The following is a 22,931-nucleotide window of genomic DNA, read 5'->3' on the forward strand; positions in this document are numbered from 1 at the left end:
TATGACACAATATGAGATATTAAAACATTATTTTGGTTATGACACATTCAGGGATGGGCAGGATGTGCTGATCCAGAACATTCTGGAAGGAAGGGACGTGCTGGGAGTCATGCCCACTGGGGCCGGAAAATCCCTTTGTTATCAAATACCTGCCCTTATGATGGATGGAATCACGCTGGTCATTTCCCCGCTTATTTCCCTGATGAAGGACCAGGTAAGCAACTTAAACCAGGTGGGAATCCTGGCTGCTTACATTAACAGTTCGCTGACTGCGGCGCAGTATTATAAGGTACTAGACCTGGCCAGGGCCGGCAGATATCCGATTATCTATGTGGCTCCGGAGCGCCTGATGTCTGAGGATTTCCTGCGGTTTGCACTGAGCGGCCAGGTGAAGATATCCATGGTAGCTGTGGACGAGGCCCATTGCGTATCACAGTGGGGTCAGGATTTCAGGCCCAGTTATCTGAAAATAGTGGATTTCATAAACCAGCTTCCGGTCCGGCCCGTTGTAAGCGCATTTACAGCCACCGCCACAGCCCAGGTGCGGGACGACATCATCGATATACTCATGCTCAGAAATCCCCAGGTTATGACCACGGGCTTTAACCGGCCTAATCTCTACTTCGGCGTACAGTCCCCCAAGGATAAATATGCCACCATGGTAAATTACCTGGAACGCCATAAGGGGGAAAGCGGTATTATCTATTGCCTGACCAGGAAAGTGGTGGAGGAGGTTTGCAGCCAGCTGATTCGGGAAGGATTTTCCGTTACCCGGTATCATGCGGGCTTAAGCGACAGTGAGCGCAGGCATAACCAGGAGGATTTTATATATGACCGGGCACAGATTATGGTTGCCACCAATGCCTTTGGCATGGGGATTGACAAGTCGAATGTCAGGTTTGTGGTGCATTATAACATGCCGAAGAACATGGAATCGTATTACCAGGAGGCCGGCAGGGCAGGAAGGGATGGTGAGCCCTCAGAGTGCATCCTTCTGTACGGCGGCCAGGATGTGGTAACCAATCAGTTCTTTATTGACCATAACCAGGACAACGAGGCATTGGACCCCGTAACCCGGGAGATTGTCATGGAGCGGGACAGGGAACGCCTGCGGAAGATGACCTTTTACTGCTTTACCAATGAATGCCTGAGAGATTACATACTGAGATATTTTGGGGAGTATGGAAGCAATTACTGCGGCAATTGCTCAAACTGTCTGAGCCAGTTTGAGACAGTGGATGTGACGGATATTTCCCGGATACTCATTGGATGTGTGGAGAGCTGCCGGCAGAGGTACGGAACCAATGTGATTATTGATACGGTCCGCGGGGCCAACACAGCCAAGATACGCAATTACAGGATGGATGAGAACCCGCATTATGGGGAGCTGGCAAAGGTACCGGCCTACAAGCTGCGCCAGGTTATGAACCATCTGATGCTGAACGGATATCTGGCAGTGACAAACGATGAGTATGCGATTGTGAAATTGACAGGAAAGTCAAAGGGGATCCTGGAAGAAGGAGAGCAGGTGGCCATGAAGATGGCCAGGGAAGCGGAGCATCCCGCCAAAGTGGCCGGTGCGAGTGCCGGAAAGGGAAGAAAAGGCAGGAAGGGGCTGGCCGCAGCGGGAGGCGCAGAGTTTACGGAAGCAGACGAAACGCTGTTTGAGAAGCTGCGCGCTGTCAGGACAGAGATTGCAAAGGAAGAAAAGGTGCCGCCTTATATTGTATTTTCGGATAAGACGTTGACCCATATGTGTATCGTGAAGCCGGCTACCAAAGCGGAGATGCTGGATGTTTCAGGCGTGGGAGAGTTTAAGTATGAGAAGTACGGGGAGCGTTTTTTGGCTTGTGTGCAGGCGGAAATGAACAGCAGGCATGCCATAAAGGACAATTATGCCGCAAGAGATAATCACTCCGTAAAAGGCAATTATGCAAATCATGAAAAAAAGAGCCATATAGAAGACGAGATGTTTTTTGAGGGGGATGATTTGTATTTTACCAGCGATAGTGATGAGTTCGACGACTGGTCGCTGGAGACAGCTCTGACCGCCTGGGAATGCGGGAGCCAGGAAAATGAGAGCCGGGGAGCTGGCCGCCCGGATCCGATACTCAGAACAGACCAGTCTGAACAATAAAAGGAGATGGATACATTGAAACGTTCAGATTAAACTATGTTTACCAAAGAGAACATCTTTGGAAAAGGAGCGGAAAACACCGGCTTTGCCATTGATAACTTCATGGATTTGGGGAATGTTAAATAGTAAAAATAAGACGTTGAAACCAATTCCCATATTGACCATGAATTCATCAGGAGGAAGGCGCATCCATGAAATTTGACGCAGTTTACTTTGAACCGGCTATCTTTGACTACCCTCTGGGTCGGCAGCTCAGGGAGGAATACAGGGACCTGCCGTGGATTCCCATTGAGAGCCATAATTCCATCCGGGAAATGCAGGAAAAGCCCAATGACCAGTTCGGACACATGAAACGCAATCTGATTGCGGGCATACGAAAGACACACAAATACGTGGAAAACCACAAGGTTTCCGACTATCTGGTCCCATATACCTCATCCGGCTGTACGGCCATGTGCCTGTACTGCTATTTGGTGTGCAATTATAATAAATGCGCCTATCTCAGACTGTTTGTGAACCGGGAGCAGATGCTGGACCGAATGATCAAAAAGGGTAAAAACAGCGGGAAGCCGCTTACCTTTGAGATTGGAAGCAACAGTGACCTGGTGCTGGAGAACACCATTACGGGAAACCTTCTGTATACAATTCCGCGTTTTGCGGAGGAGGGGGAGGGGAAACTTACATTTCCAACCAAGTTTCATATGGTGGAACCCCTGTTGGACCTGGATCACAGAGGCAAGGTGATTTTCCGCATGAGCGTCAACCCTCAGCCTATTATCCAAAAGATAGAGCTGGGCACATCCGGCTTAAAACAGAGAATTGAAGCTGTAAATCATATGTGTGAGGCAGGATATCCCTGCGGACTCCTGATAGCGCCCGTCATATTAATGGAGGGCTGGAGGGAAATGTATACCGGCCTTCTGGAAGAACTGAGGGACGGACTGTCAAATAAAATGAAAAGCCAGATGTTTCTGGAGATTATTTTGATGACCTACTCCTATGTTCACCGGGCCATTAACAGCGAAGCATTTCCAAATGCCCCGGACCTGTATGATAAGGAGCAGATGACGGGCAGGGGACGGGGACGGTACTGCTACCGGGCCGAACCCAGGGCAGAGGCAGAAATCTATCTGCGGGCGGAGATACAGCGTGTACTGGGAGATGTCTCCATACTCTATATAAGCTGACATGAAGGCCGGCCAGGAAGAACGCTATGGGAATGATGAGTACCAGGCCCCTTAACAGGGAAATGATGTGGGCCGGGACAGCCTGTTCCGTGGAGGTAAAAAGGATGGACAGGATGATATTGACCCGCGGCCGGTATTCCGGTAAAATACAGCCTTAGTCCATACCGCAGCATTCCCCTTATTCTGCCGGAATCACCGCAGCCGTAAGCGCTGCTGATTAACGGCTGGATTCCCTGGGCAATGCCGTAGGATACTTCCGTGATAAGGTGTTCTGCATGGTGACCTCCTGGAATGCTCCGACGCCTTCTGACATCTTGCGGAACACAAAAAAACGCCAGTACCTTCTATCTTCTGGAGCGAATGAGGAACGGAATTCCCCGTTCGTATTGCTCCTGGGCCTGACGATAGAAAGCCTGACGCTGGTATTTTTACCCGACGGCAAAGAACCAGCCTGTGTCCGGACTGCGGATGGGTTGGAATTTGTATGGGGAGATTATAGCATGGGGGAGGATGGGTGCCAATTGCAGAATATTATTTCCGATGATTTCCGATAATTTATTCCGGCTGGGATTCCTGCTGTCCCTTCACAATCTTTTCCATCCGGGCAATTTCCTTCTCCTGCACATCAATAATATTCTGGGCCATGGTGCGTATCTCTTCATAGTCTGTATATTCCAGAATATCCCTGGCCATATCCACAGCCATCTGATGATGCATGATCATACCCTCGGCAAAGGCCTGGTCCAGGCTGTCCGCTCCGGAGGCATCCATGTGGCGGGACATGGAGTCATCGGCAAACATTTTGCTGTACTGCTCCAGATAAGCGTCCTCCTTTGTCTGGTCCTTTTTTCCGTCCTTTTCATACGATTTAACCAGCTCGTTCATCTGTTTGAGTTCGTCCTTCTGGGCGGTTATGATATCCTGGGCAATGGTTTTCAGTTCATCGCTTTTCCCCTGGTAGCTCAGATAGCTCTCAGACATCTTGATGGCTGCCTCGTGGTGGGGAATCATGCCCCGCAGAAAGTCCAGGGAGGCATTTCCTGATTTCTCCCGGATGACCATATCCTCCATCATATTCATCATGATGGAATCCTGTTCGGTCAGGTAACGGCTCAGGTCGTCTCCGGATGTATTCATATGCCCGTTATGTCCGCTGTGGCCGGCGGCATTGCCGGAATCTGAGGATGCCTGTTCCCGGGAGCCCGTTTCTGTGTCCGCCTGTGGCGCCGCGGACCCGGCGGTGCTTTCTGTCTGGCTTTCAGAGGCCTGTCCGTTATCAGTGCCGCTGCGGTTGTTGGCAAAGGCGGCTGCCACGGCCACGATAATGACCAGGGCCACGCAGATGCCGATGACCCATGTGCGCATATTTTTGTTTATAATCTCTTTCTCCTTTTATCCTTAAATCGGGTGGATTTAATCTGACATAAATTAGTATTTGCTAAATTCAGGAAAATATTCTCCGGTGCATGCCTGCCGGCGCATTTTTGTTTTCCGAAAGAAGGCAGTTGCAGGTTGTGTTTTATTTGACTTTCACTTATAATGAATCATAAATGTTATGATTTTATTGGTGAAAGGAAACACGATGACGGAAATCAGTGCACAGCCATTTGTGAAATGGGCGGGCGGCAAAAGACAATTACTTGGACAGATAAAAGCGAGCCTGCCAAAACATTTTAATGGATATATGGAGCCGTTTGTGGGCGGCGGTGCAGTATATTTTGATTTACAGCCGGAAAAATCCATTATTAATGATATAAACGAATCATTGATTAATGCTTACCTGCAGATAAAAATTTCACCAGAAGAATTTGCCGATGCCATTTCAGAGTATGATAAACGAATCGCGGATGGCGGAAAAGAGTATTATTATAAAGTCCGGGAATTCTATAATGATAAAATGATGCGGGCGGAATACGATATGGAATTAGCTGTTCTGTTCGTGTTCCTCAACAAGCACTGCTTTAACGGTCTTTACAGAGTAAACGCAAGAGGTCTGTTTAATGTACCGTATAATAACAGTGTGAGAGAATCGTGCAGTAAAGAAAGCATTTTGGCTGTATCGCGGAGCCTTCAGAAGGTGAATATTATGAAAGGCGATTTTCAGAGTGCCTGTGATTTGGCTAAGAAGGATGATTTTGTTTTTATAGACAGTCCCTACGCTCCTTTGAATCCAACATCCTTTGAGTCTTACACAAAGGAGGGATTTGATATCGAGAGCCACAGACGTCTGGCTGCCGTGTTCAGAGAACTTACAGAACGGGGATGTTACTGTATGCTGACAAATCACAATACAGATTTTATCAATCAGTTATATGCAGATTTCAACAAAGTGGTAGTGGATGTAAAGCGCATGATAAATTCTGACGGAAAGAACCGCGTGGGTCAGGAGATCATCATTACGAATTATTAGAGGTATATCTATGGAAGAACTGATGCGGGGAAAAATCCAGGCATATTATGGAACTGATACAAAAAGGCTTTATCTGGGTGACTGTCTTGAGCTGATGCGGAAAATAAAGCCGGAAAGCGTTGATATGATATTCGCGGATCCGCCCTATTTTCTGAGCAATAACGGCATAACCTGCAAAGGGGGAAGAATGGTATCAGTCAATAAGGCATCCTGGGATGAAGGCGGGGATTTTAAGGAAAACCATGCTTTTAACCGCAGGTGGATCCGCATGTGCAGAAGGGTGCTTAGGCCCAACGGAACCATATGGATATCCGGTACACTGCATAATATATATTCAATAGGAATGGCGCTTCAGCAGGAGCGGTATAAGCTAATCAATAATATTACCTGGAAGAAAACAAACCCGCCGCCAAATCTGGCCTGCCGATGCTTCACCCATTCCACAGAGACGATTCTGTGGGCCAGGAAGGATGAAAAGAAAGCCAGACATCTATTTAACTATGAGCAGATGAAGAAAATGAACGGCGGGAAACAGATGAAGGATGTGTGGGAGGGAAGCCTCACCAGGCCGTCCGAAAAGTGGGCCGGCAGGCATCCCACACAAAAACCGGAGTATTTACTGGAACGAATCATTTTGGCGTCCACGGAAAAGGGCGACGTGGTATTGGATCCGTTTTGCGGTTCCGGGACAACCGGGGTGGTGTCCGGAAAGTACGGAAGGCAGTTTATCGGAATTGACAATAACGAAGAATATCTGGATATAGCGAAGAAACGTTTGGATCATATACAGGAGGCATTGGAGTGGTAAAAAGAGATTTTGACGCATGGCTTAGTAAATTCCGGGCAAGCATTTCAGGGTACCGGTATTACATAGATTTTGAAAAGGTAGTCCGCAATGTGGAGGATATAAAAATCGAGTTAAACATACTAAATTCACTGATAGGTTCTGTGAATATAGAAGATGATTTTGAAAAAATAATAACAAAATATCCGGAAACCCTGTCCTGCATTCCCCTGCTTCTGGCAGTGCGGAGCAATGAAATATATGCCCAGGATGAGGACGGCGCATTTGAGTATCATTTTAAAACAATGAATTATGATATGGATCAATATAAGATATTTATGAGAAAAACAGGATTGTTTGACTTATTGCAGAAGCATCTGGTAAATAATCTGGTTGATTATGCGCTGGGGATTGAGACAGGACTTGATTCCAATGGCCGCAAGAACCGCGGCGGGCACCAGATGGAAGAGCTGGTGGAGAAATATATCATTGCCGCGGGATTTACTAAGGATGAGAGCTACTTTAAAGAGATGTACCTTAAGGATATTGAGGATAAATGGGATATTGATTTATCCGCCCTGTCCAACGAAGGCAAGGCGGCAAAGCGGTTTGACTTCGTGGTAAAAACAGAGTCCATGATTTATGCGGTTGAAACGAATTTTTACAGCGGCGGCGGCTCGAAGCTGAATGAAACGGCCAGAAGCTATAAGATGCTTTCCCAGGAGGCAGACACAATCGAAGGATTTTCTTTTGTGTGGTTTACGGATGGTATTGGCTGGAAAAGCGCGAAAGGGAATCTGCGGGAAACCTTTGAAGCAATGGAGCATGTTTACAATATTGACGATATGGAGCATTCGGTTATGACTGAGCTTCTGGTGTGATGCCAATAAAGGATAGAAAAGTGTGCAGAAATATGATAAAATTAAAAAGCAGAGATAAAAACACAACGCGGGATCAAAGCCTGCAGAGCCGGTAGGTAGTCCGGCCGCATTCCCATAGTCCTGCCTGAAACGGCGGGGTAACAGGAATGTAAGTAACCCTCCCTCCTTGGGTCGTCCGTTCTTTGTTCATCACATTTCAAAGGAGGAATTGTCATGGACAAAGTATCGGTGGTACTGAGAGTGTTTTTTGAGGACCCATTCTGGATTGGAGTACTGGAACGGGTGGAAGGCGGGAGGATGACCGTGTGCAAGATTACCTTTGGCCCGGAGCCGAAGGATTACGAGGTACACGGATTCCTGGCAAAGGAATACTACGGTCTGCGGTTTAGTCCGGCTGTGGCAGCTGCTGTAAAGGAGAACCGTAAAAACCCCAAGCGTGTGAGACGCCAGGTCAGGAAGGAACTTCGGGAGTCAGGCATGGGAACGAAATCCCAGCAGGCCCTGAAATTGCAGCAGGAGCAGATAAAGACTGGCAGGAAGGCGGTAAGCAAAGAGAATAAGGAAGCAAAAGCCATACGCCAGTTTGAACTGAAGCAGCAAAAAAGGAAAGAAAAGCACAGGGGCAGGTAACGCTGCCTCTGTGTTTTTGAAAACATGAAAGTGAGGGCCGCCATCCATGAAAATAGACCGTCTCATCGGAATCCTGTCCATCCTTCTCCAGCGGGAAAAGGTAACCGCCCCCTATCTGGCGGAAAAGTTTGAGGTATCCCGCAGGACCATCAACCGGGATATAGAGGATATCTGCAAGGCCGGAATTCCTCTTGTCACCAGCAGGGGACCCGGAGGCGGAATTTCCATTATGGAGGGATACCGCATGGACCGCACCCTGATTACATCCGGGGAAATGGAGGCAATCCTGGCAGGGCTCAGAAGTCTTGACAGCGTATCGGGTTCCGCCAGGTACCGCCTGCTGATGGACAAGCTGGCCCCCGGAAAGCAGGATATGATAAGCAGCAGCGGCAGTATCCTCATCAATCTGTCGTCCTGGTACCGGCAGTCCCTTGCGCCTAAAATCCATCTGATTCAGGAGGCCATAGAGACCTGCCGCCTTATGAAAATGAGGCGGACCGTCCCTTCCCTATCCGTTTTCTGGTAAAGGCACGGTGCAAACCGTCCATTAAATGGAGGATTGTAGATGAATTTGGTCCTGAGACTCTGGAGGAACTGCCGGATGGTAATTTTATGTTTACAGCCGGATACTCGGACAAAGAAAACCTGTTTTGCTGGATTCTGAGCCTGGGAGACCAGATTGAGCTTTTGGAACCCGGTGAATTCCGGGCGGAGCTTGCAGAGCTGGGACGCCGTATTTATGATATTTACAGATAGATATGGACTAATAAAAGGAGGACTCAATATGGCTTCCAGCCTGGAATATGTTCAGTATGTAACGGCGCAGTTAAGCGGCGCGGGCGTTATTTCCTATAAAAAATTATTTGGCGAGTATGGCCTGTGGTGCGGGGGAAAGTTCTTTGGAACAGTAGAGAATAACCAGTTTTATGTAGTATCTGGTGGAGGAGCTGGATGACAGAGAGTTTCTGACTGCCCTGGTCCTGGATACCTGCAGTCAGCTACCGGACCCATCCCTGCCAAAACGAAAATAACTACTTTCCCAATCCCGTATTTTATATTATAATAAGATAGCATGACGAAAATTATAATATATTAGGAGAAGATACATATGGAAAGAAAAGTAGGAACAATTTCGAGAGGAATCCGCTGCCCGATTATCCGTGAAGGAGACAATCTTGCTGAAATCGTGGTAGACAGTGTTTTGGATGCAGCGGAAAGCGAAGGCTTTGAAATCAGGGACAGGGATGTCATTTCCGTGACAGAGTCCGTGGTTGCCAGGGCTCAGGGCAATTACGCTTCCATTGATGCCATTGCGGGGGACGTGAAGGCAAAACTTGGCGGGGAGACCATCGGCGTCATTTTCCCGATTCTGTCCAGAAACCGTTTTTCCATCTGTCTGAAGGGAATTGCCAAAGGCGCAAAGAAGGTTGTGCTGATGCTCAGCTATCCCAGCGACGAGGTGGGAAACTCCCTGGTATCCTTGGATCAGGTAGACGAGGCCGGTATTAATCCTTACAGCGATGTGCTGGATTTGAAGCGCTACAGGGAACTGTTTGGGGAGAACAAGCACCCGTTTACCGGTGTGGACTATGTGGCCTATTACTGCCAGCTGATTGAAGAACAGGGCGCGAAGGCCCAGGTGGTATTCGCAAATAATCCAAGGGAAATCTTAAATTATACCAAGCGGGTGCTGACCTGTGACATCCATTCGCGTATGCGCACCAAGCGCATCTTAAAGGAGGCAGGCGCAGAGGTGGTATGCGGCATGGATGACATCCTGAATGCCCCGGTGGACGGAAGCGGCTGCAATGAAAAATACGGCCTTTTGGGCTCCAACAAGTCAACCGAGGACACCATTAAGCTGTTCCCGCGGGATTGTATGGATTTGGTAAACGATATTCGGAACAAAGTCCTGGACCGCACAGGAAAGCATGTGGAAGTCATGGTATACGGCGACGGCGCGTTCAAGGATCCGGTAGGAAAAATTTGGGAACTGGCCGACCCGGTGGTATCTGTTGCCAATACAGAAGGACTGGAAGGCACGCCAAACGAAGTGAAATTAAAGTATCTGGCTGACAATGATTTTAAGGATTTGTCCGGAGAAGCCTTAAAGAATGCCGTTTCCCAGAGAATCAAGGAGAAGAAATCCGATCTGGTGGGCGACATGGCATCCCAGGGAACCACGCCGAGAAGACTCACCGATCTGATAGGATCACTTTGTGACCTTACCAGTGGTTCCGGCGATAAGGGTACACCGGTCATTTTGGTTCAGGGATATTTTGATAACTATACAAACTAAGCCATAATGATGATAAGGCATGGAGGGCTGAAGGCTTTTAGGGAGCGTTCAGCCCTTGTTTTAGGAGGTTATGATGGGAAAATTAAAACTGGGTATTCTGGGCAACGGCTATCTGGCCGATATTATTGTGGAAGCCGGTCTGAAAGGAATGCTGGATGAATATGAGCTGGTGGGAGTTTTGGGCAGGACCAGGGAAAAGACAGAGCTTCTGGCAAAAAAAGGCGGGTGTCAGGCATGCGGCACCATAGACGAGCTTCTGGCGCTGTCCCCTGACTATGTTGCGGAGGCAGCCTCGGTCCAGTCTGTAAAGGACTGCGGAGTGAAGATTCTGGAATCCGGGGCCGGCATGATTGTGCTGTCCATCGGAGCATTTGCGGATCATGAATTTTTTGGACAGGTAAAGGCCGCGGCTGCCGGCCACAAAACCAGGGTGTACATTGCGTCCGGTGCGGTGGGAGGATTTGATGTGCTGCGGACCATATCCCTTATGGGGCAGGCAGAGGCAGGCATCAGGACAAGGAAAGGACCGGCGTCCTTAAAGGGAACCCCGCTTTTTGTAGAGCGCCTGATGGAGGACGGACCGGAGAGCCATGTATTTCACGGCAGCGCAAAGGAAGCCATTTCCCTCCTGCCTACCAAGGTAAATGTGGCTGTGGCCTCATCCCTTGTGACCGCGGGGCCGGAGGATACCCGTGTGGATATATACAGCGTTCCAGGCATGGTTGGGGATGACCATAAGATCACATCCGAGATAGAAGGAGTGAAGGCTGTTGTGGATATTTATTCCAGCACCAGCGCCATTGCCGGCTGGAGCGTGGTGGCGGTTTTACAGAATATTGTATCACCAATCGTATTTTAGGAGGAAATGGACATGTTTAAGAAATTAGTGGCTATTGAGCCGGTGAGCCTGATACCCAGCGCAGAGGAGGAACTGCACCGGTATGCGGGAGAGATAACATTGCATGAGGATGTGCCGTCCGGCGATGGGGAAATCATCCGGCGTATCGGTGACGCGGACGCGGTGCTGGTAAGCTACACATCCAGAATCAGCCGTCATGTGATCGAGAGCTGCCCATCCATCCGGTACATTGGCATGTGCTGCAGCCTCTATTCTGAGGAAAGCGCCAATGTAGACATTGCCTGTGCCAGGGAACGGGGCATCACAGTGCTTGGAATCAGGGATTACGGCGACAGGGGGGTGGTGGAATACGTGCTCAGTGAGCTGGTGCGTTTCCTTCACGGCTTTGACCGTCCCATGTTTCGTGATATGCCCGTTGAAATCACGGATTTAAAGGTGGGTATCATCGGAATGGGCGTATCAGGAGGAATGATAGCCGATGCCCTGAAGTTCATGGGGGCGGATGTGTCCTATTACAGCCGTTCCAGGAAGCAGGACAGAGAAGACCAGGGGATGACTTACAGGCCCTTAAAGGAACTGCTGGACCGCAGCGAGGTGGTCTTTGCCTGCCTGAATAAAAATGTGATTCTGCTTCATGAGAAGGAATTCAGGCAGCTGGGGCAGGGAAAGCTCCTGTTCAATACCTCCATTGGACCGGCATTCGACCTTCCTGCCCTGAAAACATGGCTGGATCAGGGAAATAATTACTTCATCTGCGATACAGAGGGAGCCCTGGGAGACAGCACCGGAGAACTGCTTGGTCATCCGGGCGTATTCTGTGCACGCATCTCAGCAGGCAGGACAAAACAGGCCTTTGATTTGCTCAGCAAAAAGGTGCTGGACAATATTCGCGCATACCTGGAGCAGTAGTTATTGCTTTATGTTTCGTCATCCCATTTGAAATCACACTGTTCCAGATTTTCACATATCTTTTCCATGGTGCCGCAGAATGCTTCCATTTCATCCTGCCCCAATCCTTTCCATATAACATCATCCACCATTTCCAGTACCCTGCGTACCTTATGGGCCTCTGCCACCCCTTCACCGGTGAGGCAAATCAGATAGGACCTGCGGCATCCAGGATCTTTTTCTCTTACCAGGTAGCCGGATTCCTCCAGACGGTCCAGGGAACGGGACATGGTGGTCACATCCATATGGCAGAAATCTGACAATTCTTTCTGTGTTATATGGTCCCGGGCCAGCAGCACATCCAGGATGCGGGCGTGGCCCTGGCCGAAGGTTAGGCCAATCCGGGTGAAATGGGGCTGCATCAGATGTTTTCTTGCCCTTTCCGCTCTCACCAGGAGGCGGCGTACTTGTTCTTGTTTCATCATGGTTCTTGCTTCCTTTCTTTATTCCAGTTCAAACTGGCCTGTGTACAGTTTATAATAACGCCCTCTCTGGTCAATGAGTTCATCGTGGCTTCCGCGTTCTATGATTTCGCCCTTTTCCAGTACCATAATGGCCTTGGAGTTGCGGACCGTGGACAGTCTGTGAGCGATTACAAAGACGGTGCGCCCTTCCATCAGCGCGTCCATTCCCTTTTCAATGAGTTTTTCCGTCCGGGTGTCAATGGAGCTGGTGGCCTCATCCAGAATCAGCACAGGAGGGCGGGAGATGGCTGCCCGCGCAATAGCCAGAAGCTGGCGCTGCCCCTGGGACAGGTTGGCGCCGTCGCTGTGAAGGGGCGTATCATAACCCTGGGGCAGACGGCGGATGAAGGAGTGCGCATTGGCTACCCTGGCTGCATTTACCACGTCCTCGTCCGTGGCGTCCAGCCGTCCGTAACGTATGTTGTCCGCTATGGTTCCTGTGAACAGGTGGGTATCCTGGATGACCATGGAAAGGGAACGGCGCAAATCGTCCTTTTTTATGGTTCTTATGTCAATGCCGTCATAGGTTATGCTTCCCTGCTGTATTTCATAGAAACGGTTCACCAGATTGATGATGGTGGTTTTTCCTGCGCCGGTGGAACCTACAAACGCGATTTTCTGTCCGGGCTTGGCATAAAGGCTGATGCCGTTCAGGATGGTTTTCTCCGGCGTGAATCCGAACACAACCTGGTTGAAACGCACATCCCCCTCAAGGGGAATGAGACGGAAGCCGGATTGGGAGCCGGTATGAGTCTGCGCCGTATCAACCGAATCCTCATCCGGCACCTTCCAGGCGAAACAGTGGGTAAATTCCCTGCATTCTTCCCAGCCGCCATTGTCATTCTTTCGCACATTACACAGTGTCACTGTGCCTTCATCCAGTTCCTGGGTCTCGTTCATCATATCAAAAATGCGCTCGGCTCCCGACAGGGCGGCCAAAAGAAAGTTTATCTGCTGGGTAAACTGGTTCATGGGCATGGCACTCTGGCGCACATACACCAGATAGGATGCCAGTGTCCCCAAATCCGTAAGGCCTGACAGGGCAAACAGGCCGCCCACACAGGCTGACAGGGCATAGTTTACATAGGACAGGGCCACTATGGTGGGAACCGTCATGCCGGAATAGGTCAGGGCTTTGGTGGCCGCTGTTCGGAATGCCTCGTTGCGGCGGCAGAATTCCTCGTAGTCCTGTGCCTCGTGATTGAATACTTTTTCCACCTTCTGGCCAGCCACCATCTCCTCCACAAAGCCGTTGATGCTGCCCAGGTATTTCTGCTGCTGGGTAAAATACTTCCTGCTCCTTTTTCCATTATAGCGGATAAACAGAACCATGAGAATCAGAAATGCCATGACAATAAGGGAAAGACGCCAGTCCAGCACCAGCAGCATGGTAATGGTTCCTGTTATGGTTATGAAGCTCTGTATCATCATGGCAAAGCTGTTGTTAAGGGCTTCGCTGATGGTGTCCACATCGTTGGTGAAACGGCTCATCAGCTCCCCGTGGGTATGGGCGTCAAAGTAGGTAAGGGGAAGGCGCTGGGTGTGCCGGAACAAATCGGACCGGATTTCGTTCACCACCTTCTGGGAAATGTGGACCATCATCTGATTGTAGGCATAACAGGAGAGCGCGCCGCACAGGTACAGCGCTCCCATGACCAGAAGTATTTTCACAAGCCCCGGTATGTCTCCCGGGAGAATGAAACGGTTGATGACCGGTTTTAACATGTATGTTCCCAATATGCTGGCCAGGGCGCTGATTGTCACCAGGAGGGCGATAACCAGCATATACCACTTGTGCCGCCCCAGATAGCTGAGCATCTGCTTTAAGGTGCGTCTGGTATCCTTGGGACGGTTATAATTTGCTATTCTTGCCATTACAGATTCGCCCCTTCCTGTTGAGAATGATAGATGTCCTGATAAATCTGGTTGGAAGCCAGCAGGGTTTCGTGGCTGCCTACCGCGTTCACCCGTCCGTCCTCCAGTATAATGATTTGGTCTGCGTGGGCCACTGAGGATATGCGCTGGGCAATGATGATTTTGGTTGTATCCGGCATGCTCTTTGCCAGTCCGTCCCGGATTTTGGCCTCTGTGGCAGTATCCACCGCGCTGGTGGAATCATCCAGAATCAGCACCTTGGGAGACTTGAGGATAGCCCTGGCAATGCAGAGTCTCTGCTTCTGCCCGCCTGACACATTGATGCCTCCCTGGCCCAGCTCTGTTTCATATCCGCGTTCCAGGCGGTCGATGAATTCATCCACGCAGGCAATGCGGCAGGCCTCCTCGATTTCCTGGTCCGTGGCCGTTTCCCTGCCCCAGCGCAGGTTATCCTTTACCGTACCGGAAAACAGGGTATTTTTCTGGAGCACCATGGCGATGGAATCCCTCAGTCTCTTAAGGGGGTATTCCCGGACCGGGCGGCCATCTATATATACCGTGCCATTCGTGACATCATAGAGTCTGGGAATCAGCTGCACCAGCGTGCTCTTGGCAGCGCCTGTCTGGCCGATGATGCCCACGGTCTGTCCCGCCTTTATATGAAAGGAAATGTCGGAGAGCACATATTCGGCAGCATCCTGGTTGTATTTAAAGTACACATGCTCAAACCGGATATCGCCATGCTCCACTTCCAGGGGACTGGATCCGTCCTCCTTGATGTCGATTTCCTCATCCATGACTTCCGAGATACGTTTCCAGGAAGCCAGGGCTCTGGTGGTCATGAGGAACACATTGGAGAACATCATCAGTGAATTTAAAACCTGCAGGACATAGCTCAGGAAACCGGTGAGCTCACCCACCTTCACGCCGCCTATGGTGACCAGCCTGCCGCCGAACCACAGGATGCACAGGATGGTGGAGTACATGACTAACTGCATGGCAGGCATGTTTAAGACTGCCAGACGGAAGGCTTTTTCCGCCGTGAACCGCAGATTGTAATTGACCTCCTCGAATTTCCGGATTTCATGGTCGCCTCTGACATAGGATTTCACCACACGGATGGCGGTCAGGTTTTCCTGAATGATGCGGTTGACCATGTCGATGGCGCCCTGCATCACGCTGTACAGGGGGCGCACACGGCTGATAATGAAAAACAGCAGAGCTCCCAGCACAGGGGCAGCCACCAGAAATACCATGGCCAGCTGCGGATTGATGTAAAAGGAGGCAGCCATGGCGGTGAGCATCATGACCGGGGATCGGAAAGCGGGCCGCATGCCTGCGGCCACGGAGTTCTGTATGGTGGTTACGTCGCTGGTAAGACGGGTCACCAGGGAGGAGCTGCTGAAATGGTCTGTGTTGGCAAAGGAAAACTGCTGCAGCTTTGCAAACTCCGCCTTGCGGATTTCGGCTCCCAGTCCCTGGCCGCACCGGGCCGAGAACATGGCGGAGCCCTGGCCCAGCACAAGGGAGATAAGGGCAAAGAGAACCATCTGCAGCCCTTTCATCAGGATATAGCGCCTGTCTCCATTGACCACGCCCACATCCACAATGGAAGCCATGACCAGGGGGATGATGAGCTCAAACACGGTTTCGGCTTCAATACAGAAGACGGCCATGACGGCATCCCTTTTGTAGGGCTTCAGATAAGATAAAAATTCCTTCATTCCGGAATCCTCCTTCATTGATTGTTTCATTTGCAATCACAATAGTTGCACATACAACTATTGTATGCTCATGTATTGAAAATGTCAATCGTGTTGTGATATACTCTTAGATATGCATGGGAATGAAAACAGAAACGCTCTAAGTCAAAAGAGGAGAACAATATGAGAAGGATAATTTGCGTGCCGTTTTTGCTGGCGGCCCTGACGGCGCTGTCTGTCCTGCCGGTTCAGGACTGTCTGGCCTATGGGCCGGGAGACAGTTGGTATTATGGCTATTACCGCAGAGGCGGTCCCGGAGTGGAGTATGATTACGGGACGGCGCCGTCAGGAACCTACGATTACGGCGGCCCTTCGGCGCCTCAGGGCAATGCCCAGGTCACCGCGGATAATACGGTCAGGGCTTATCCCGGCTTTAACTCTAATGTGCCGGACACGTCCACTGCCCAGTTTGCCCCCGGATACTGGTGGGATCCCAATGACGATTATTGGGACGACTGGGATGAATGGGACGACGAGGATGACTGGTGGTATTACAACGGAGGCCCCGGAGTACAGTACGGCCAGGGCTGGAGATACAGTCCCGGAGGCTGGTGGTTCCAGCTCTATGGCGGCAGCTGGCTGTCAGGGGGGTGGCAGCTCATACATAACAGATGGTACCGCTTTGACCAAAATGGATATATGCTGACCGGGTGGTTTACGGACAGCGACAATAACCGCTATTATCTGAATCCCCTGGATGACGGTACCCTGGGGATGATGCGCACAGGCTGGCAGATGATAGACGGAAAGCTTTATTATTTCAATACCCAGTCAGACGGGACCATGGGACGCCTGCTTGTAAACACCACAACCCCGGACGGCTATGTGGTGGGAGCGGACGGGGTTTTGATTCAGTAGCGGAGAAAACCCCGGCGCCTGTGGCAAGCAGGAGCCGGGGTTTCCTGATTTTTGTCGTATGGTAAATTTAAGACCAGAAGCAATTTTTTCTTTCGTATCCTTATTTATATGGTAACTGTATGGTAATCCCTCTCTTTTGTATCTTGGTTCAATGCCTGGGAGCCGTTCCATCCGGTATGTGTGTGATGGAGTGTAATGCAATGTTGGAATTTCGCGCGGCTCTTTGCCGCCCTTTTGGTTTATGATTGTATGTTCCGGAATCCCTGTCCCCTGGGGCTTTAGCGGCTGCCCGCTCCTGCCCCGGCATCTTTCTTTCATCCGTTCATAATGTTAATGCGGGGCGGGGATTTTTTATTGCAAAAAAAAAATTGCCGCTTATTGCCAGTGTACATATTATGTGATAATATAAAGGTTGTTTTACAGAAAAGAGGATACAATCATGTTACAATATCTCATTGTGTGCCCGTTGGTATTCCTGGCCGGACTGGTGGATTCCATTGCAGGAGGAGGCGGGCTTATTGCCTTGCCTGCATATCTTATTGCAGGGGTGCCCGCCCATGTGGCACTGGGTACCAATAAGCTCAGCTCAGCCCTGGGCACCACTGTTTCCACGGCCCGCCTGGCAAAGCACGGTTTTCTGAAGGGAAAGGTGTTCATGGCGGTCTGTTCCTCGGCGGCAGCCCTGACAGGCTCGGCCCTGGGAGCCCATCTGGCCCTCATGGTGCCGGAATCCGTCATTAAGCACATGATGATTGTGGTGCTGCCCGTTGCAGCGTTTTACGTGCTCAGGAACAAGGATATGGGAGCGAGGGACAGGACGGATGATATTTCCAGAAACAAGGTGTTTGCCGTCTGCATGGCGGCAGCCTTTTTTGTGGGGGGATATGACGGCTTTTACGGACCCGGAACAGGAACCTTCCTGATTCTTATTCTCACAGGGGCTGCCGGGCTGGACGCCCGCAGCGCTTCCGCCCAGACAAAGGTAATCAACCTTTCCTCCAATATTGCGGCCCTTGTGACCTTTATTGCCACTGGAAATGTCTGCTACCCGCTGGGGCTTACGGCAGGCGTCTGTTCCATCGCGGGACACTATATCGGGGCAGGCATGGTGGCCCACGACGGACAGAAGGTGGTCCGTCCCGTGGTCCTGATGGTGCTTGGGGTATTGTTTATTAAAATAGTAAGCGGCGCATAGGAAATAGGAGTGAATTATATGAAATGGAAGAAATTTACATTAACAACCACCACTGAGGCGGTAGACCTGATTAGCAGCATGTTTGACGACATTGGTATAGAAGGAATCGAAATCGAGGATAATGTGCCCCTGACGGAGAAGGAGACAAAGGGAATGTTCATTGACATCCTTCCTGAGCTTCCTCCGGACGAAGGGGTTGCCAGGATAAGCTTTTACCTGGATGATGACGCGGATGTGGCGGATTATCTCAAACGGGTGGAAGAGGGCCTGGACGAGCTGTCGCCATTTGCGGAGCTGGGCGCCAGAACTATCACCGCGTCGGAGACAGAGGACAAGGACTGGATTAACAACTGGAAACAGTACTTTAAGCCCTTTACAGTGGACGATATTCTGATTAAGCCTACCTGGGAAACCATACCGGAGGAGCACAAGGACAAGCTTCTGGTGCAGATTGATCCGGGTACTGCCTTTGGAACCGGTATGCATGAGACCACCCAGCTGTGCATCCGCCAGCTTAAGAAGTATGTGAACCGGGACACCCTTGTGCTGGATGTGGGAACAGGCAGCGGCATTCTGGGAATCACGGCCCTGAAACTGGGGGCTAAAGAGGTGTGGGGCACGGATCTGGATGAAAATGCCATTAACGCCGTAAGAGAGAACCTGGAAGCCAACAGCATTCCTGAGGACAGGTTTCATGTACTCCAAGGGAATATCATAGATCAGCTTTCCGTAAAGGAATGGGCAGGATACGGCAAGTACGATGTGGCGGTGGCCAACATACTGGCAGATGTCATCATTCTGCTGGTGGACGAGATACCTGCCCACCTGAAAAAGGGCGGTATTTTCATCACCTCCGGCATTATTGATATGAAGGAGGAAGCGGTGAAGGAGGCGTTTGCACGCTGCCGGGAGCTGGAAATGGTGGAAATCACATACCAGGGAGAATGGGTGAGCGTGACCGCCAGAAGGAAATAGGATGAATGAGGAAGGACCTGAGGGAAAGCCATGCATCATTTTTTTGTGAACCCTGAACAGGTGGAGGACGGCCTGATACGGATAACCGGCCCTGACGTGAACCACATAAAGAATGTTCTGCGCGTAAGGCAGGGGGAGAAAATGCTGGTCAGCGACGGCACCGGCAGGGATTACCTGTGCCAGGCAGAAGAAATCGCCGGACAGGAGGTCGCGGTGCGGATTCTTGAGACAAAGGAGGAGGGGAGGGAGCTTCCTTCCAGAATCTGGCTCTTCCAGGGACTGCCCAAATCTGATAAGATGGAATTCATCATCCAGAAGGCAGTGGAGCTGGGGGCGGCCGGCATTGTGCCGGTGTCCACCAGAAACACGGTGGTCAAGCTGGAGCCGAAAAAGGAAGAGGCCAAGCGCAAGCGGTGGCAGGCCATCGCAGAGAGCGCTGCCAAGCAGTCCAAGCGCAGTCTGGTTCCGCAGGTATGCGGCGTCATGACGCTGAAGGAAGCCTTTGACTATGTGGAGAGCCGGGGCTTTTCCATGCGTCTCATTCCCTATGAACATGAGGAGGGGATGGCCGGCACAAAGGCGGAATTAGACACCCTTGGGCCGGGGCAGGACATTGCTGTGTTCATTGGTCCGGAGGGCGGATTTGATGAACGTGAGATAGATCTGGCCCTTTCAAAGGGGGTGCGGCCCATCAGCCTGGGGCGCAGGATACTGAGGACGGAGACAGCGGGCCTGGCCGTGCTGTCGGTACTTATGATGCGGCTGGAAGGGGCGCTGTAAAGGAGTTTGTATAATGGAAGCATATTTTGACAATTCAGCCACCACGCGTGTATTTGACAGCGTAAAGGATATTGTGGTGAAAACCATGACGGAGGATTACGGCAATCCGTCCGCCAAGCACAGAAAGGGAATGGAGGCGGAGCGGTATGTGCGTCAGGCAGCTGCGGACATTGCCAGGACATTAAAGGTCAGGGATAAGGAAATCCTGTTCACCTCCGGCGGCACGGAATCCAACAATATGGCTCTTATCGGCACTGCCATGGCAAACCAGAGAGCCGGAAAGCATATCATCAGTACCAGAATCGAACACGCCTCGGTTTACAAACCCCTGGAGTATCTGGAGCAGCAGGGGTTTGAGGTCACATATCTGTCTGTGGACAGCCAGGGCCATATATCACTGGAGGAGCTGGAATCCGCCATCCGTCAGGACACCATACTGGTATCCATCATGTATGTAAACAACGAGGTGGGCGCCATTGAGCCGGTGGAACAGATTGCATCCCTTGTCCACGGGAAGAATCCTTCCATCCTTTTCCATGTGGACGCCATACAGGCATACGGCAAGCTTGCCATACGTCCGAAGAAGCAGGGAATCGACCTGTTGTCTGTCAGCGCCCATAAGATTCACGGCCCCAAGGGAGTGGGGTTTCTCTACATCGACGAGAGGGTGAAGATTCGTCCCCTTCTCTACGGAGGCGGCCAGCAGAAGGATATGCGTTCAGGCACGGAAAATGTTCCGGGCATTGCGGGCATGGGCCAGGCGGCCAGGGAAATTTACACGGACCATCAGCAGAAGGTGGAGTACATCACCGGCCTGAAGGATTACATGACAGACCGCATGGCGTCGCTGCCGGGTGTCACCGTCAACAGCCGCAAGGGAATGGAGAGCGCGCCCCAGATTGTCAGCGCAAGCTTTCAAGGGGTGAGAAGCGAGGTCCTTCTTCATGCCCTGGAGGACAAGGGAATCTATGTTTCTTCCGGATCCGCCTGTTCTTCCAACCATCCGGCAATCAGCGGAACCTTAAAGGCCATTGGAGTCAGGCAGGAACTGTTGGATTCTACGCTGAGGTTCAGTTTTGGCGTGTTCAACACAAAGGAAGAGATAGATTACTGTATGGAAGTCCTGGAAGAGCTTCTGCCGGTACTGAGAAAGTACCACAGAGGCTGATACATGTAAATGAAACGTCCACGCAGGATAACCAGGCGGACGATTAAGCGATAGAAAGAGGTAAAAGATGCAGTACCAGTCATTTTTAATTAAATACGCAGAGATTGGCACCAAGGGCAAAAACCGGTATATGTTTGAGGACGCCCTCATAAAGCAGATCCGCTATGCGCTAAAGAGCGTGGAGGGACAGTTTGACGTCACCAAGGAATCAGGGCGCATCTACGTGAAGGCAGAGACGGACTATGATTACGACGATGCGGTGGAGGCCCTTAGGCGGGTATTCGGCATTGCGGATATCTGCCCCATGGTGCAGATTGAGGATAAGGATTACGAGAACCTGAAAAAACATGTGGTGGAGTACATGGACCAGGTTTATCCGGATAAGAACATCACCTTCAAGGTAAATGCCCGCAGGGGGGATAAGCAGTATCCCGTGACCTCGGAGCAGATTAACCGCGACATGGGAGAGGTGATTTTGGAAGCGTTTCCCCAGATGCGCGTGGACGTCCATCACCCGGATGTGATTCTTCATGTGGAGGTGCGCCAGAGAGTCAACCTGTTTTCCCTGATGATTCCCGGACCAGGAGGCATGCCTGTGGGAACCAACGGCAGAGCCATGCTGCTGCTGTCCGGCGGCATCGACAGCCCGGTGGCAGGCTACATGATTGCCAAGAGAGGCGTGAAGATAGACGCGGTGTATTTCCATGCCCCGCCCTATACCAGCGAGAGAGCAAAGCAGAAGGTGGCGGACCTGGCAAACCTGGTGGCCAGATACGCGGGCCCCATCAATCTCCATGTGGTGAATTTCACGGATATCCAGCTCTACATTTACGATAAGTGCCCCCACGAGGAACTGACCATCATCATGCGCCGCTATATGATGCGGATTGCCCAGACCATAGCGGAACGCACCGGCTCCATCGGCCTGATTACAGGCGAGAGCATCGGGCAGGTGGCCTCCCAGACATTACAGTCCCTTGCAGCAACCAATGAGGTGTGCACCATGCCGGTGTTCCGGCCGGTCATTGGTTTTGACAAGCAGGAAATTGTGGATGTGTCTGAGAAAATCGGCACCTACGAGACATCCATCCAGCCCTACGAGGACTGCTGCACCATTTTCGTGGCCAAGCATCCGGTGACAAAGCCCAACATTAATGTGATTCACAGCTCGGAGCGCCGCCTGGAGGAAAAAATCGACCAGCTGGTGGAGACTGCCCTTGAGACCACGGAACAGATTCTCTGTCAGGGGTAAATGCAAAAAACGTAAAATATGCAGGTACAACCTGGAAACAAACACAAAAAAGAGTCTGCCTCGGCAGACTCTGATGGTTTCTGATGGTCTATGTGCTTTGTCCCGCTGCCCGGGCAGCGAAAGATGAATCAGCAGATTACGCGATGATGTATGGTGCTAAGACAGCCAGAATGTCATCAACGCCGCTCTCGGCATGAATGTTCAGGTCGATTGGCTTGGATAAATCCAGGCTGAAGATACCCATAATAGACTTGGCATCAATCACATATCTGCCGGAAACCAAATCAAAATCAACATCAAACTTAGATAAATCATTTACAAATGACTTAACCTTGTCAATGGAATTTAACGAAATACGAACTGTTTTCATGAGAAAAACCCTCCTTGTGGTATATGTGTATGGATTATGTTTGCAGTGAATCCTGCTTTGCTTTAATACTACAGACAGGGGGACTAAAAGTCAATA

21 protein-coding genes and 2 pseudogenes are annotated in these 22,931 nt (G+C 50.8%); 18 read left to right on the top strand and 5 right to left on the bottom strand.

Annotated features, from left to right (window positions below; translation table 11 throughout):
• Position 1: 1 nt before the first annotated feature.
• The 3 genes from recQ (at position 2) to LA360_RS32015 (ending at position 3,482) form a co-directional block, all read left to right on the top strand.
• Complete coding sequence (recQ, locus tag LA360_RS23495) at positions 2-2,137, top strand: DNA helicase RecQ (RefSeq protein ID WP_022201069.1); 2,136 nt, start codon at positions 2-4, stop codon at positions 2,135-2,137.
• A 191-nt stretch (positions 2,138-2,328) separates the two neighbouring features.
• Positions 2,329-3,324, top strand: coding sequence for an SPL family radical SAM protein (locus LA360_RS23500; protein ID WP_057571480.1), 996 nt, complete (start codon positions 2,329-2,331; stop codon positions 3,322-3,324).
• Positions 3,325-3,350: 26 nt separating this feature from the next.
• Complete coding sequence (locus tag LA360_RS32015) at positions 3,351-3,482, top strand: hypothetical protein (RefSeq protein ID WP_330378348.1); 132 nt, start codon at positions 3,351-3,353, stop codon at positions 3,480-3,482.
• A gap of 397 nt (positions 3,483-3,879) precedes the next feature.
• Here the strand turns inward: LA360_RS32015 and LA360_RS23510 are convergent, their stop codons facing one another.
• Positions 3,880-4,701, bottom strand: coding sequence for a DUF305 domain-containing protein (locus tag LA360_RS23510; protein WP_022200273.1), 822 nt, complete (start codon positions 4,699-4,701; stop codon positions 3,880-3,882).
• A 205-nt stretch (positions 4,702-4,906) separates the two neighbouring features.
• Between LA360_RS23510 and LA360_RS23515 the strand changes: the two genes are divergently transcribed.
• The 9 genes and pseudogenes from LA360_RS23515 (at position 4,907) to LA360_RS23555 (ending at position 12,096) form a co-directional block, all read left to right on the top strand.
• Positions 4,907-5,734, top strand: a complete 828-nt coding sequence (locus LA360_RS23515) for a DNA adenine methylase (protein ID WP_022200274.1) — start codon at positions 4,907-4,909, stop codon at positions 5,732-5,734.
• A 10-nt stretch (positions 5,735-5,744) separates the two neighbouring features.
• Positions 5,745-6,542 (top strand): DNA-methyltransferase, encoded by a 798-nt coding sequence (locus tag LA360_RS23520; protein WP_112482855.1) that lies wholly within the window; start codon positions 5,745-5,747, stop codon positions 6,540-6,542.
• Positions 6,536-7,399 carry a type II restriction endonuclease gene (locus LA360_RS23525; RefSeq protein ID WP_022200276.1) on the top strand — a complete coding sequence of 288 codons (864 nt, stop codon included), beginning with the start codon at positions 6,536-6,538 and terminating at the stop codon, positions 7,397-7,399. Before LA360_RS23520 ends, LA360_RS23525 begins: the two co-directional genes overlap by 7 nt.
• 213 nt (positions 7,400-7,612) lie before the next feature.
• Positions 7,613-8,029 carry a YjdF family protein gene (locus tag LA360_RS23530; RefSeq protein WP_057571478.1) on the top strand — a complete coding sequence of 139 codons (417 nt, stop codon included), beginning with the start codon at positions 7,613-7,615 and terminating at the stop codon, positions 8,027-8,029.
• A 46-nt stretch (positions 8,030-8,075) separates the two neighbouring features.
• A pseudogene (locus tag LA360_RS23535) lies at positions 8,076-8,785 on the top strand (helix-turn-helix transcriptional regulator).
• A gap of 28 nt (positions 8,786-8,813) precedes the next feature.
• Positions 8,814-9,060 (top strand): annotated as a pseudogene (locus LA360_RS23540) (TfoX/Sxy family protein).
• 77 nt (positions 9,061-9,137) lie between these two features.
• Positions 9,138-10,328, top strand: a complete 1,191-nt coding sequence (locus tag LA360_RS23545; protein WP_022200281.1) for a coenzyme F420-0:L-glutamate ligase — start codon at positions 9,138-9,140, stop codon at positions 10,326-10,328.
• 73 nt (positions 10,329-10,401) lie between these two features.
• On the top strand, positions 10,402-11,187 hold the full coding sequence (locus tag LA360_RS23550) for an aspartate dehydrogenase domain-containing protein (protein ID WP_057571477.1): 786 nt from the start codon (positions 10,402-10,404) through the stop codon (positions 11,185-11,187).
• Between the two features lie 12 nt (positions 11,188-11,199).
• The gene (locus tag LA360_RS23555; RefSeq protein ID WP_002586210.1) at positions 11,200-12,096 is read left to right on the top strand and encodes a D-isomer specific 2-hydroxyacid dehydrogenase family protein; all 897 of its coding nucleotides are present in this window, start codon (positions 11,200-11,202) and stop codon (positions 12,094-12,096) included.
• 8 nt (positions 12,097-12,104) lie between these two features.
• On the opposite strand, the gene LA360_RS23560 is transcribed toward LA360_RS23555, so the two are convergent.
• From LA360_RS23560 to LA360_RS23570, 3 genes are read right to left on the bottom strand one after another with little or no spacing between them, the layout of a single operon-like run.
• Complete coding sequence (locus tag LA360_RS23560) at positions 12,105-12,560, bottom strand: MarR family winged helix-turn-helix transcriptional regulator (RefSeq protein WP_022200283.1); 456 nt, start codon at positions 12,558-12,560, stop codon at positions 12,105-12,107.
• Positions 12,561-12,578: 18 nt separating this feature from the next.
• Positions 12,579-14,474, bottom strand: a complete 1,896-nt coding sequence (locus LA360_RS23565) for an ABC transporter ATP-binding protein (RefSeq protein ID WP_112482853.1) — start codon at positions 14,472-14,474, stop codon at positions 12,579-12,581.
• Complete coding sequence (locus tag LA360_RS23570) at positions 14,474-16,198, bottom strand: ABC transporter ATP-binding protein (RefSeq protein WP_022200285.1); 1,725 nt, start codon at positions 16,196-16,198, stop codon at positions 14,474-14,476. Before LA360_RS23570 ends, LA360_RS23565 begins: the two co-directional genes overlap by 1 nt.
• 162 nt (positions 16,199-16,360) lie before the next feature.
• Here LA360_RS23570 and LA360_RS23575 point away from each other — a divergent pair, with 162 nt between their 5' ends.
• The 6 genes from LA360_RS23575 to thiI all read left to right on the top strand — a co-directional run bounded on the left by LA360_RS23575 (position 16,361) and on the right by thiI (position 22,465).
• On the top strand, positions 16,361-17,095 hold the full coding sequence (locus LA360_RS23575; RefSeq protein WP_022200286.1) for a hypothetical protein: 735 nt from the start codon (positions 16,361-16,363) through the stop codon (positions 17,093-17,095).
• Between the two features lie 439 nt (positions 17,096-17,534).
• A complete protein-coding gene (locus tag LA360_RS23580; protein ID WP_022200287.1) occupies positions 17,535-18,290 on the top strand; it encodes a sulfite exporter TauE/SafE family protein in 756 nt (251 codons plus the stop codon).
• Positions 18,291-18,308: 18 nt separating this feature from the next.
• A complete protein-coding gene (gene prmA / locus LA360_RS23585; protein WP_022200288.1) occupies positions 18,309-19,265 on the top strand; it encodes a 50S ribosomal protein L11 methyltransferase in 957 nt (318 codons plus the stop codon).
• 30 nt (positions 19,266-19,295) lie between these two features.
• Entirely contained in the window at positions 19,296-20,045 is a 750-nt protein-coding gene (locus LA360_RS23590; RefSeq protein ID WP_022200289.1) for a 16S rRNA (uracil(1498)-N(3))-methyltransferase, read from the top strand.
• A gap of 13 nt (positions 20,046-20,058) precedes the next feature.
• Positions 20,059-21,213, top strand: coding sequence for a cysteine desulfurase family protein (locus tag LA360_RS23595; RefSeq protein ID WP_112482851.1), 1,155 nt, complete (start codon positions 20,059-20,061; stop codon positions 21,211-21,213).
• A gap of 67 nt (positions 21,214-21,280) precedes the next feature.
• Positions 21,281-22,465 (top strand): tRNA uracil 4-sulfurtransferase ThiI, encoded by a 1,185-nt coding sequence (thiI, locus tag LA360_RS23600; RefSeq protein ID WP_022200291.1) that lies wholly within the window; start codon positions 21,281-21,283, stop codon positions 22,463-22,465.
• A 136-nt stretch (positions 22,466-22,601) separates the two neighbouring features.
• On the opposite strand, the gene LA360_RS23605 is transcribed toward thiI, so the two are convergent.
• Entirely contained in the window at positions 22,602-22,835 is a 234-nt protein-coding gene (locus LA360_RS23605; protein WP_022200292.1) for an HPr family phosphocarrier protein, read from the bottom strand.
• Positions 22,836-22,931: the final 96 nt, after the last annotated feature.

It is taken from the genome of Enterocloster clostridioformis (assembly GCF_020297485.1).
Classification (GTDB): Bacteria; Bacillota; Clostridia; order Lachnospirales; family Lachnospiraceae; genus Enterocloster; species Enterocloster clostridioformis.

What these genes read in the sequence shown, in the direction of transcription:
- recQ (WP_022201069.1), top strand. Translation starts at nt 2, where the DNA reads ATGACACAATATGAGATATTAAAACATTATTTTGGTTATGACACATTC.
- LA360_RS23500 (WP_057571480.1), top strand. Translation starts at nt 2,329, where the DNA reads ATGAAATTTGACGCAGTTTACTTTGAACCGGCTATCTTTGACTACCCT.
- LA360_RS32015 (WP_330378348.1), top strand. Translation starts at nt 3,351, where the DNA reads ATGGGAATGATGAGTACCAGGCCCCTTAACAGGGAAATGATGTGGGCC.
- LA360_RS23515 (WP_022200274.1), top strand. Translation starts at nt 4,907, where the DNA reads ATGACGGAAATCAGTGCACAGCCATTTGTGAAATGGGCGGGCGGCAAA.
- LA360_RS23520 (WP_112482855.1), top strand. Translation starts at nt 5,745, where the DNA reads ATGGAAGAACTGATGCGGGGAAAAATCCAGGCATATTATGGAACTGAT.
- LA360_RS23530 (WP_057571478.1), top strand. Translation starts at nt 7,613, where the DNA reads ATGGACAAAGTATCGGTGGTACTGAGAGTGTTTTTTGAGGACCCATTC.
- LA360_RS23545 (WP_022200281.1), top strand. Translation starts at nt 9,138, where the DNA reads ATGGAAAGAAAAGTAGGAACAATTTCGAGAGGAATCCGCTGCCCGATT.
- LA360_RS23550 (WP_057571477.1), top strand. Translation starts at nt 10,402, where the DNA reads ATGGGAAAATTAAAACTGGGTATTCTGGGCAACGGCTATCTGGCCGAT.
- LA360_RS23555 (WP_002586210.1), top strand. Translation starts at nt 11,200, where the DNA reads ATGTTTAAGAAATTAGTGGCTATTGAGCCGGTGAGCCTGATACCCAGC.
- LA360_RS23560 (WP_022200283.1), bottom strand. Translation starts at nt 12,560, where the DNA reads ATGATGAAACAAGAACAAGTACGCCGCCTCCTGGTGAGAGCGGAAAGG.
- LA360_RS23565 (WP_112482853.1), bottom strand. Translation starts at nt 14,474, where the DNA reads ATGGCAAGAATAGCAAATTATAACCGTCCCAAGGATACCAGACGCACC.
- LA360_RS23570 (WP_022200285.1), bottom strand. Translation starts at nt 16,198, where the DNA reads ATGAAGGAATTTTTATCTTATCTGAAGCCCTACAAAAGGGATGCCGTC.
- LA360_RS23575 (WP_022200286.1), top strand. Translation starts at nt 16,361, where the DNA reads ATGAGAAGGATAATTTGCGTGCCGTTTTTGCTGGCGGCCCTGACGGCG.
- LA360_RS23580 (WP_022200287.1), top strand. Translation starts at nt 17,535, where the DNA reads ATGTTACAATATCTCATTGTGTGCCCGTTGGTATTCCTGGCCGGACTG.
- prmA (WP_022200288.1), top strand. Translation starts at nt 18,309, where the DNA reads ATGAAATGGAAGAAATTTACATTAACAACCACCACTGAGGCGGTAGAC.
- LA360_RS23590 (WP_022200289.1), top strand. Translation starts at nt 19,296, where the DNA reads ATGCATCATTTTTTTGTGAACCCTGAACAGGTGGAGGACGGCCTGATA.
- LA360_RS23595 (WP_112482851.1), top strand. Translation starts at nt 20,059, where the DNA reads ATGGAAGCATATTTTGACAATTCAGCCACCACGCGTGTATTTGACAGC.
- thiI (WP_022200291.1), top strand. Translation starts at nt 21,281, where the DNA reads ATGCAGTACCAGTCATTTTTAATTAAATACGCAGAGATTGGCACCAAG.
- LA360_RS23605 (WP_022200292.1), bottom strand. Translation starts at nt 22,835, where the DNA reads ATGAAAACAGTTCGTATTTCGTTAAATTCCATTGACAAGGTTAAGTCA.